Origin of the sequence: Pseudoalteromonas sp. SMS1 (genome assembly GCF_021530565.1) — a bacterium.
Lineage (GTDB): Bacteria > Pseudomonadota > Gammaproteobacteria > Enterobacterales > Alteromonadaceae > Pseudoalteromonas.
On the sequence record NZ_JAKGBI010000006.1, the window covers coordinates 1 to 12,596 of the forward strand.

Below are 12,596 nucleotides of genomic sequence, written 5' to 3' on the forward strand. Positions count from 1 at the left end.
TGTCCTCGGTGCGAGCGATCCGCTCAAGCGGCGCACGCAGCTGACTGTCAGCATGGTTTTCAATGGCCACAGATAAATCGGCCAGTGTTTGCGCGTCAAAAACAGTTTGGATTGGTAACTCTACAGCAAAGTGAGTACGGATACTCGACACCAAGCGAATACTCAGGATGGAATGGCCACCCAACTCAAAGAAATTAGCCTGCGTGCTGATTTTAGCGCTGTCCAAATCTAACAAAGAAGACCAAATCTCCACCAGGACTTGCTCTGTGTCGTTTGCAGGCGCCACATATTCTCCTTGCAAGGAAGTACCATCAGGCTCAGGTAAAGCTTTTTTATCTACTTTGCCATTGGGAGTCAGTGGCCAATCATCTACAACCATTAAGACACTTGGCACCATATACTCTGGTAACTGCGACGACAATGCGATCTTTACATCGTTGACGAAATTCGCTTTGTCCGCATCATTGCAGGCTTCAACCGGTTTAATATAGCCGACTAGTTGTTGGTTATCAGCTAGCTTTTTAGTTAAAATCAGCGAAGAATCAACACTATTTAGTGCAGATAGCTGAGATTCTATTTCTCCCAGCTCAATTCTGAAGCCGCGAATTTTAACCTGATCATCTGCACGACCAATAAATTCAATATCACCGCCAGGCAAGTATCTAACTAAATCTCCCGTGCGATACAATTTTGTTGGGCTATGGGGGTTTTGTGCATTATAAAATGGGTTTGCGATGAAACGTGCTTGGGTAAGCTCTGGTCGGTTTAAATACCCTCTTGCCAATCCATCGCCACCGATATAAAGCTCACCAATTACGCCTTTTGCGACGAGTTGCCCGTAACAATCTAGTACATACGCGCTATCCGACATTAGCGGTTTACCAATAGGCGCCACACCATTATGGCCCGGCTTAAATGCATAGGTGGTCGAAAATGTCGTATTCTCGGTCGGGCCGTAACCATTGATGAGCTGTACATCTGGCAACTGAGTTTGCGTGCGCTGTATCGCCTCGGGATCCAATACATCGCCCCCTGCCAAAAGTTGCTTTAATGGCAAGTTTTCTGGTATCTGATGGGACCACTCTCGGAAAAACCCAGCCGTCAGCCAAAGTGTATTGACGCTATGTTGTATGATCTCATTATTGAGAAGCTCTGGTGATAATTGACCTGCCGAATATAGTACGACTTTGCCACCATTGAGAAGTGGCCCCCATAGCTCCAGCGTCGCCGCGTCAAACGCGATGTTCGCACATTGCATCATACACGTGTCGGCATCTAACGTCATAAAACGCTGATTATTTACTAATCGCACAACTGCCAAATGTGGCGTCAACACCCCTTTGGGCTGACCTGTAGAACCCGACGTATAAATCACATAAGCTAAGTTAGACGGTTTTAGATTAATGTCAGACTGAGTAATGTTTGTGGCGCAATAGTCATGATAAGGCGTACTGTCTAAATCAATAATTTGCCCAGAGAAAGCTGTGAGTTGGTCCCGCACAGACGAGTGGCTTACAATTGTCGTCAATGCCGCATCATTTATCATATAGTCTAAGCGACTTTGGGGGTAGTTCGGGTCTAACGGCACATAAGCTCCGCCTGATTTTAAAATACCCAAAATGCCAATAACCATCTCTAAAGAACGCTCAAAACACAGACCAACAAGTGTATCTGGCCCCACACCTTGGGTTTCTATTAGATAGTGCGCGAGTTGATTGGCTTGCTCGTTGAGTGCTTGATAGGTTAATTGCTCAGTACCAAATTCGATGGCAACCTTGTCTGGGTTATCTTGTGCTTGCTGCTCAAACAAAGATTGGAGACACAGATCTTTTGGGTACTCTTGGGTGGTGTCATTCAGCTCATTGATAAGGTGATGCTGCTCAGCCTCAGATAATATGGATAAGCTATGTGGCGCCACGGTTTCGTCAGCAAGCGTACTCATTTCAGTCAAGAGTCTACACAGATGCTCATTCAGTCTAACAATCGCTTGCTCGTCAAATAAACTGATATCATAGGTCCAATTGATACCAACGCCTAACTCGCTGATTTTCATATCAACATTGAGGTCAAATTTGGCTTGTATTGCCTGAGATTGATAGGGGCTAAATGTTAAATCGGATAACTTAACCGTTTCAATGTCGGTTTCTGTACCTACACCATAATCCGTTTCTGTCGTCATCATAATTTGAAATAACGGTGTATGGGCAGTGTTTCTTGGGATCTTTAACCGTTCAACCAGTTGCTCAAATGGCACATCTTGATTAGCTTGTGCCTCTAAGTGTACCTTGCGAATATGTGTAAAATAATCTGCCAGCGTTGGCTGATTTGTATCTGTTCTAAGGACTAAGGTATTGACAAAAAAGCCTATCAAAGGCGTCAATACATGCTGACGTCGATTAGCGACTGGGGTACCAATCACGATATCATGAGCATTACTATGCCTTGCAAGCAACAACGACAGCGCACCGTGCAATAACATGAATGGTGTAAGGTTATGTTTTTTCGCTAGAGATTGTAATTGTTGTCCTACCGCGGCACCTAGTTCACCTTGAACAACAGCACCAAGGTGCTGCTTGGATTGTGGCCTAGGCTTGCTCAGTGGTAGGCTGTGCAATGGCGCGATATCCTCAAGCTGAGACTCCCAAAAGTTTAACTGGCTGTCTAGGACCTCTCCATCAAGGTGACTACGCTGCCAATGTGCATAATCCGAATATTGGATAGCTAATTCTTCAAGCGGGTCGCTTTTTCCTTGCGAAAACGCCTCAAATAAGGTGAAGAACTCTTTCGTCAACACATCCATCGACCAACCATCAGAAACAATATGGTGCATATTGAACAGTAAGACACCTTGTGCGTCAGCTGTTTGAAAGTAACTCACACGTAGCATGATATCTTTAGCTAAATCAAAAGGTTTAACCATATCTGCTTTTACATGAGATGCCACCGCCTGAGCTTGCGCCTCACCCGTGAGATCTCGAAAGTCCTGCTGGTCTATGGCAAAGTTTACTTCTGACATCTCTAAAATATGCTGTGATGCTTCACCTTGCACTTGCGTGTATACGCTTCTAAGCACTTCATGGCGGGCAATGATGTGCGAGAAGACTCTATTTAATAGTCCAATATCAAGTTGACCTTGCACTTGAAATGCCACCGGCATGTTATATTCAGGCGTGCTTCCTTGTAATTGGTCCAAAAACCATAATCGTTGCTGAGAAAAAGACAGCGGGCCTGATGTCAGATTTTGTTTCGTAATGTTAAGCTCAACATTATCCGTGCTGCGCTTCTCAAAGGTTTCTAAATACTCAATGATATGCTGCTTGTTTTGCTTAATGTAAGCTCGCTCATCATCGCTTATCGCTCCCTTAGGAGATTGAGATTTTAACTTTCCTTGCTCTAAAAACAATTTCACCCCTTTTTGATTCAGGGTCGCTAAGAGTAATCGTATTTCTTTCATTTAAAAACCTTGCTAAATGCAACAGTTCCCACCACAGGCCGGATAATGTTGGTCGTTATTATTGTTATTATTTTTGACGCTTATAGCGTAGTGTCTTTCCAATCATGTAAATCAGAGAATGCCGTCAGCACAAGACGATCACCGTCAAATGGTTCTCTCGCGTGAGCCACTGAAAGGTTGTCTACCATCAGTACATCTCCCTTTACCCACTGAAAAGTCACTTTCTCGGCTAAATAAGCCTGTTTGAGTGTTTCACTGTCCTCTTCTGAAATGGGTGTACCGTCACCATAGTAAGTATGATTTGGGTACTCGTGTTCAGACAAAGATCCTTTCAAAAACTGCCTTGCTCTAGGTTCAATGGTATTGACATTGAATGATGTACAGTGATTGAACCAACATTTCTCCCCTGTCTCTGGGTGTGCCAGTGCAACAGGCCTAACTTGTTCGGTAGACAAAGTAATTAAGCCCTTGTCATGCCATTTCCAACTGATTTCATTCGCCTTGAAGTATTCTTCAGCTTGCTCTTGAGTCTCTGATTGAAACGCCCATTTCCAGTCACAATACAGGTTTGGCATAAAGTTGCGGCGATACATATACCCCAACTTAATTAACTTATTACGCAGTTCCTCTGGTACCGCATTAAACACTTTACGTGTATCAGCCAGTGGTGTTGCACCTCCCACAGGTGCAACTTTATGACAATTAAAATAGACAAAACGAGGAAACTGCAAATTAAACGACTGCTCGTTGTGCAGAAATATTTCTCCCTCTTTTGGGTGCGCAGTGGATGTAAAAACATTCCCTTCAATACGGTCACGTTTGAGCTGGCGCTCTTGATAAGTATCAAGAGAGCCTCCACTGCTTGTGTCCACAAAGCTTTCGAACGCAGCAGCACTCTCTACGCCAAATCCTCTGAATAGAATTGCCCCATATTCTTGGCGTAATCCAATCAGTACTTCACGATTTTGTTCAAACCATTGGTCAATATTTAAATCACTTTTTTTATTAATAATCACCAACGGTAACACTTGGGTTTCAGAGATAAAACCACATTCAATGTCTTCATTATGTGTAAAAGACACCGCCTCTGATAATGGAACTAGCATTGTCGCTTTCCTTACTTAATTAATTCCTTAAAACATAAACGCACTGATGTCATCCAGCGCATTGAAGAAGTGCTCAATTTCCGACTCGTTGTTATACAAATAAGCTGATACACGAATAACGTGTGAACCAGCAATCTGGTCAACATACGGTTGCGCACACAAGTGCCCATTTCGAACCATGATACCGTAAGTATCACTCAGCACACGCGCCGTATCATCTAATTTGGGTGATGAAGGCACCCATAAGCTAAGTACTGCACCACGTTCAGCAGTTGGGTCTGGTTGAATGACCTTCAGATAATCACGTTCATTGGCAAGTTTGAGCATGTAATTGCCTAAGTGTTTGTCGTGCGCTTCAACATTATCCAAGCCAATACTATTTAAGTAGTCAATTGCAGCACCAAGGCCCAATACACCCGAAATATGAGGGGTACCAGCTTCTAGTCTATGCGGCAGCTTACGCAGTCTATAGTGATCTAATTCCACCCAATCGACCATACCACCACCGAACAGCATTGGCGTCAACTGCTCCAACATCTCCTTTTTACCGTAGAGGACACCGACGCCTGTCGGGCCCAGCATTTTGTGTGGTGAAAACGTTAAGAAGTCAATATCAAGCTCTAGCACATTTACTTTCTTGTGTGGTACAGATTGTGCGGCATCTACCACCACAATGGCACCATACTCTTTGGCAATAGCTGCCATTTCTTTCAGCGGGTTATAAACCCCAGTGACATTTGAGCAATGCGTAATTGCAACAACCTTTGGTCCCTTTTTAACCTTTTCACGATAATCATCTAGGTCAAGGCCACCTTCAGGAAGTAAGTTGACAGACTCAGTCGTTGCACGACTCATCCATGGTAGCTGATGCGAGTGATGCGAGTCGGCACAAATTAACACCGTATCGTCTTTAGTGAGGTTAAGGCCAGACGCAACCAGATTGATAGCTTCTGTGGTATTTTTCGTAAAGACTATCTCGTTACCCGAGCAAGAAAGCAGCTCCGCGGTTCTATAACGCGCACGCTCAAACTTGTTAGACACAAGCTCAATTGCATAACCTTTGCCACGGTGAACGTTTGAAGACACGCCGCCATAGTACTCAACCGTTGCATCAATCATTTGCTGTGGTTTTAGTGACGTTGCCGCACTATCAAGGTAGGTGATTTTTCTGCCATCAATCTCAGCATTTAAGCCGGGAAAATCTTCTCGAATATTGGCTAACTTATCTAAATCAAACATGGGTATTCATTCCTCTCACAAACTGATATTTTCCTGAGCGCTCTGATGCGATGTAGTCTACGAAATTAACGTCAAACTTTAATTCCTTGCCGAATGCTGCTTTCACTTTTTCAATAAACGCATTTTCTGCCCCAGCTTCATACTCATCATTGGCCATGATTTTGAGCAGGAATTCATCTTCTTTTACTTGCTCTAGCTGATAAAAGTCTAACCAAACCGGCGCGCCCATCATTTTATCTATTTGCTGCGGAGACAAGAACGGTTGACCATCTTTGACTAAGAAGTGTGATACTTTTCCTTCCATCACGATTCTAACTCTATCTGAACCACTTTCTCCTTTGCCTTCTTTCACAGAGACGATATCACCTGTTCTGTAGCGAATATGCGGCGAAGCACCTTGGTCGATACTCGTAATACAAAGCTCTTTAAACGTGTTGTCTAGAGGGGATTTAAACTCGGTATCTACATATTCAAAATAGAAACTATCGTCATTGACATGCATGTCACCATAATTACACTCCATCGCGACCCAGCCGAATTCCGTAGATGATAGTAACTCACCATATACTTTATTCATGTCATAGAACTCGGCAATTTGTCTTCTCGTGCAGTCGGTGGCTGCAGTATATGCGACCATGACTGGAATTTGTGGAGGCTGAATACCCCGCTTCTTATAGTGCTTCAACAAGAATGCAAAGTGCGTTGGGTCGACATAAAACAAATCCGGCTTGTACTCCTCAATTTCTTCAATCGTTCTATCTAGCATGGCTTCAGTGGTTGTCATCAAGTCATGATAGACAGGCAGTACAAGCGTTTTATCCGCCAGGATACGATCTTCAATCGAACTGTTTGGGTTGGCACATTCTACATCAGAGCAGTTTGGCGCGGCATATCGGGCTATTTTTCGTCCAGAGCGGTGAAACGCTTCATTAATTGTTGGATTAATTTCAGCACAAGCAATTGCACGATTTAGGAGGTACATACCAATTTCAAGCGTTATCAGTCGGTCACCAGTAGAGCCCGAGCTGCGGCTGCTTGTGATCATCGGGTGATTTAGTGTAAAGCCTTTCGCCAACGTCCCTTTTGGGAAACTACGACGATAGTCACCTTTAGCGGTGAATGGGATTTTATTTAAATCCTCTGGCGTTTTAATCTCCTCTAGATTGACTCCCGATTTTGCAAACAAATCTTGATAAAACTCGACATTTTCAAAGCTATATTTTAGCTCCTTCAATACCCGTTGAAAATTTTTCATTTCTGAACCTTTCATCATTTTAAGTTTTTATTATTGAATTGGGTAGTGGCCATTTGGTCCACGTCTCATGCGTGAGATAATGACCTCTGTTATTTTTATAATTTTAAATTACCACTCTTCTTCTACAGCATCTTCGATTTCAGTTGCATCTTTCATGCTAAGAACAAGATCTAACTCCATCGCAAGTTCTTCAATATTATTCGCTTCTAGTATTAAAACTAGGGGAGCTTCAATATTAAATTCAGTTGCTAAACTCTGACTCAATCGCAAACTCAAAATAGAATTAAAGCCTAGGTTCAATAAGTTCTCATTGATGCTTATTGAGGTTGGACTCAGCTCTACAATATCTGCAATGCGTGCTACAAGTGTTTTTTCCGTATCCGTCTTGGCGGCTGCAAATGATTGAACAGTGCTTTGATTATACGGTTCTGGTAAAGCTTTTTTATCCAACTTGCCATTTGTTGTTAACGGCCAAACATCCACTGGTACAATAAAACTCGGGATCATATAGTCAGGTAATTGCTTACCTAGCAAGTCTCTCACTTTTTTGATGTAGTCTGCAATATTTTTTTCAGCAATTTTTTCTTTTGCTTTGATATATCCGACTAAATTAGGGTTGCTAGCACGTTCTCTTATCACAACAACAGCTGATTCAACTTCGTCCAATTGTGACAAATGTGCTTCTATCTCCCCAACTTCCACCCTAAAACCTCTAATTTTAACCTGGTCATCTTTGCGTCCAATGAACTCCAAATTGCCATTATTGAGGTAGCGAACAAGATCGCCTGTTTTATAAATTTTATCACTGCGACCTGACTGCTCCGCGAAAGGGTGACGAATAAAACGCTCCGCAGTGAGCTGCGATTGGTTTAAATATCCTCTCGCGACACCTTCACCGCCTATGTGCAACTCACCAATACACCCCAATGGCGTTAGGTCGTTATTTTGGTCTAGCACGAAAAGTTGGTTGTTCAGATTCGCTTTACCAATGGTGATCGATTGAGATAAGTCATCCTCTTGAGAAACCACATGACTGGTTGCCGTCACGGTGCCTTCGGTCGGACCATAACTATTGATCAATGCGACTTGCGACCCAAAATGATGTTGATGCTGAGCCACTGTCTTGCTAGAGAGTGCCTCGCCACCAACAATCACTGTACGCAGTGAGTGGCTACTTATTACGGATTGATCAGCAACTAATTGCGCCCAGAATGCGGTGGGTAAGCTGGCAATGGTTACTTGATGGGCATCACAAAATGCCAAGAACTCAACGAGACCGAACTGACATGCATCATCTCTCAATACCAATCGGGCACCTTGACACAGGGCACCAAAATATTCTTCTACAAAAATATCAAAAGAGATACTAGAAAACTGCAGTATATGATCACTATCAGAAAACCCATATGCATCTTTAACGTGTTCTTGATAGTTCACCACAGAGCCGTGCTCTACCATCACCCCCTTCGGTTTTCCCGTAGAGCCAGATGTGTAAATAACATATGCCAAGTGAGATGAAGTCAGCCCGATAGAGTGAGTCACAATATTCTCTTTACTGTAATTCGCACAAAGTACAGAAGTGGGCGTTGTAATGTCATCTAATAGTACCGTAGTCCCAGAAAATGCTGCTAATGTTTCCACTAACGACGAATGGCTAAGCACCACTTCTAATCCAGCGTCTTCAAGCAGATAATTCAATCGCTCTGCGGGGTAGTTAGGATCCAAAGGCACATATGCGCCACCCGCTTTGAGTATCGCCATGACACCCACCGCCATCTCGAGTGAACGTTCGATACATATCCCGACCAAGGTATCCGGTGTTACTTGGTGTGTTTCAATTAAGTAGTGTGCAAGCTGATTAGCCTGTTCATTCAGCTGTCGGTATGTCAACTGTTGACCATCAAAGACGACGGCAATGCGCTCAGGGTGTGCAGCGGCCTGTGCTTCAAACAAGCTATGAATACAAGTATGACGAGGATATGTCACTTGCGTGTCATTGAGTGTATCAAGCAAGTAACTGGTTTGCTGATCAGACAGCAAACTTGGCATTGAGAAAGGCAAGACTGGATCTGCGCTAAGTGCCTCAACAATATACTGCATTGATAGCGCTAAGCTCTCCAGTAAGGCATTACCGTCAACACCTACCTGCGCATCTAGACTTGCATCAAAACCGACCCCCGTGTCAGTAATCGACAAACTAAACGGTGTCGTAGACTCTGTTTTGACAGAGACAAATTCAAAAGGCAGATCCTCAAGGTCTAATTCTTCAGAATGACGATAATTGAAAATACAATTAAACGCACTGCCGAACTTATCCGTGAGATGCTGAATCGCTCTATCGAGGGGGACTTGCTCATACTGACTCGTTTGCAGTAATTGCAAGTTGATGCCCTTAACTTGCTCAACAACGCTTCGGCTGTCAATTTTAACTCTAAATGGTAAAGAGTTTAAAAACATCCCGATAGTCGAACGATACTCAGGGGCCATCATTCGGCCAGTAAATACCGTCGGGAACAAAATATCCTTGCTGTCACAATACTTGGCCATTACCAGCGCCCAGCCAAAGTGAAATAAGCTTGCTGCGCTGACCCCTACTCGCTGCGATTGCGCGCGAATATGGTGCTGCAATTCTGGGGTTATACTCGCGAGGTATTTTTGCGTATCGCTGCTTTCAATGTGACTTTCACCAATATCGAACAACAAGCTTGGTGCTTCAAAGCCCTCTAAAAGCGTCTCAAAGTAAGCTGTTTTTGTCGGCGCTTCGGAAAGCAATTCAAGTGCATATGCATAATGTTGTTTGGCATCACCCAGCATGTCCTGCTGATTGTTGTAGAACATAACCAGCTCGGTGATCATCACTTCCATACTAATATGATCACTGACGATATGATGTCGCTCTATGAACAGCCCTAGTTCATCCGTGTCTTCTCTCTCAAGTACATGAATCCGAGTTAAAGACTCTCCTTCTAGATCCATCGCTGGTTGCTGAGATTGCAGCTTCGTTAATTGTTCATTGTACTGTTCTTCGTTGGCACATTGAATATAAACGATGGGCACCTTGGCTTCTTTGCGCACCAATTGGAATGCTTGATCTACATTGCGCCACACTATCGACGTTCTGCATGACGCATGCCTTTGCATCACAGACATAAAACTCGACAACACTTTTTCAAGTACGGTCTTGTCTTGTACTTTCAAAACAAAGTTAGCAATGTATGGATCGTTATCTTGCGCCATTATATGTTGAAGCAACATCCCCTCTTGTAATGGTATGAGAGGATAGAAGCCATCGATATCCGATTCGCTCAAACCCAGTCTCGTCAAAATTTCATGACGATTCAACACTGAAGCCTGAAAATCACTGTCTCGCTGTTCTAATGCTTTTTGCTTTAAATAATTGATGATGTCTGTTTTATTTTTTTTGATTTGCTCGGTGAGCTCTGGAGTCAATGCTGCACGATCAGCATTGACTTTGAGTTTACCGGCCTGGCCAAGGGAGAAGGCAACGCCTCGCCCAAGACAAGTCTCAATAAACTGACAGATCATAATTCTAGTTCCACGCTCTCTGTCGATTCTGTATTGTGTGCTTCACTTGCTCCGCCATTGATAAGCTGTTCAATATCAGCCTGGTTGGAGTTTTCTTTGACCCAGTCAATTTGACTTTGCAGTGTCAGAAGTGAGAATAAGTCACGTGTTTCCATCACAATACCAAATTCTGCATCCACACGTTGCAATAACTGCATTGCCAGTAATGAATGTCCACCAAGCTCAAAGAAGCTATTTTCTGGCTGAACCTCTGGCACTTTTAATACATCAATCCAGATTGCGCTCATGCGAGACTCGATATCTTGTGCCCCTTGATCACCAGCAGGTGCTGCTGTCACAATGGGCTCAATTAAACGGTTCTTGTCCACTTTACCACCCACTGTTAGCGGAATTTCGTCTACTAGCGCTATTTTAGTTGGGTGCATGTACTCAGGTAGTGTTTGCTGTAGATACTCCGTCACGTCAGCCACTGATGGGCCATTTTCCGTGGCGACAAGGTAAGCTTCAATTCTCAAATCACCACCTTGACCGTTGGTTACAACAGCGGCATCTCGAATTCCATCATATAGCTTAATTGTCTCTTTAATTTCACCCAGTTCAACGCGGTAGCCACGATATTTTACCTGATCGTCATTTCGCCCTACAAATTGCAAACGGTCATTGTCTAGACGTTTCACTAAGTCACCCGTTTTGAAGACTCTTTGGTCTGAACCTTCGAGTGTGACAAAGTTTGCGGCAGTTGCACTCTCATTATTGATATAACCTAACGCGACACCACGACCAGCTATATATAATTCGCCTTCACTGCCCTCTGCCACTTCGTTAAGATCAGCATCCAGTACAAACGTCTCCGTCCCCTCAACGGCACGACCAATTGATACCTCAAGTGCACAAGAAAGTACGTCGTAAGTCGCATTCACCGTCGTCTCTGTTGGACCATATGCATTCAGTACCTTAGTACCACACGCGTCACTATAGTCATATAGCTTTTGCCACAGTGAAGGGGCAACGTCATCACCACTTACAATTAGGTGAATTTGTGTATTCGTTGTTTCTAAATGCGGCAGAATATATTCCATCACCACAGGTGGCGCATTGAGCACTGATACATTGTGAGCTTGAATCAGCGCTATGATCGAGCGTGGTGCTTTTACATCAACATCACTTGGCACGACAATGGACTTACCATAGGCAAGACTGACGACCGATTTCATCGAAGCATCAAATGCATACGATGCATTCCACAACCAAGTTGCGTCGCTATCAAGCCCCAACGCTTGGTACTGAGATGCCATCACTTCACCAAAGTACGCCAAGTTATCATGGCTACACAATACGCCCTTTGGTGCGCCAGTAGAACCGGATGTATAAATGATGTAAGCGCCTGAGCCGCCCTCAATTTCAGATAGTTCAGGTAGCGCAACATCCGCGCTGTGAGCATCTTGCAGTGCGCTTTCAATACTCACCTCGGATACAGACGTGTTTGTGCCATCTGACATGTAATGTGTTTGAGTAATCAGTAGTTTAGATTTTGCATCTTGCAAGTAATATGCGATACGCTCACTTGGGTTTGAGGGGTCAATTGGCACATAAGCTACATTTGCCCTAAGCGCCGCGTATATCGCCACCATCGTATTGATACCACGGTCTAACAATAGCGCTACCGGTTCGCCACCAGCGTGCTTCGCAATAAATTTTGCTAACTTGTCGACTTCATCCGCAAATTGCAGATAAGTCAAAGACTCACCTTCAAATGTTAAGGCTATTTTATTCGGTGTTGCAGCGACGGTCGAAGCCAGTTTTTGTAATAGATTACCACCTGTTGAAACTTCATTTTTCTGCGCCAGGTAACTAATTATATTTTCTTTTTGCCCCTTAATGAGCGTTTGAATTTCTTCTGGAAATTCATCCCCCAATTGATGATATTTCAGTTGTTCTTCTTCGACATACAAAATGATTCCGGCCTGCGCCGCTTGCTCGATTATATCTCGCATAC

At 43.7% G+C, this 12,596-nt stretch carries 6 protein-coding genes; all 6 read right to left on the reverse strand.

Features of this window, described 5'->3' with window-relative positions:
* Positions 1–3,454, reverse strand: a 3,454-nt coding sequence (locus L1286_RS08875; protein ID WP_235406547.1) for a non-ribosomal peptide synthetase, incomplete at its 3' end; no start/stop codon positions are given.
* Positions 3,455–3,534: 80 nt separating this feature from the next.
* The gene (locus L1286_RS08880) at positions 3,535–4,560 is read right to left on the reverse strand and encodes a TauD/TfdA family dioxygenase (protein WP_235406548.1); all 1,026 of its coding nucleotides are present in this window, start codon (positions 4,558–4,560) and stop codon (positions 3,535–3,537) included.
* Positions 4,561–4,587: 27 nt separating this feature from the next.
* Entirely contained in the window at positions 4,588–5,799 is a 1,212-nt protein-coding gene (locus tag L1286_RS08885) for an aminotransferase class V-fold PLP-dependent enzyme (protein WP_235406549.1), read from the reverse strand.
* Positions 5,792–7,054, reverse strand: a complete 1,263-nt coding sequence (locus tag L1286_RS08890; protein WP_235406550.1) for a phenylacetate--CoA ligase family protein — start codon at positions 7,052–7,054, stop codon at positions 5,792–5,794. Before L1286_RS08890 ends, L1286_RS08885 begins: the two co-directional genes overlap by 8 nt.
* Positions 7,055–7,162: 108 nt before the next feature.
* On the reverse strand, positions 7,163–10,600 hold the full coding sequence (locus tag L1286_RS08895) for a non-ribosomal peptide synthetase (protein WP_235406551.1): 3,438 nt from the start codon (positions 10,598–10,600) through the stop codon (positions 7,163–7,165).
* Entirely contained in the window at positions 10,597–12,594 is a 1,998-nt protein-coding gene (locus L1286_RS08900) for an amino acid adenylation domain-containing protein (RefSeq protein ID WP_235406552.1), read from the reverse strand. The genes L1286_RS08895 and L1286_RS08900 overlap by 4 nt, the downstream gene beginning before the upstream one ends.
* Positions 12,595–12,596: the final 2 nt, after the last annotated feature.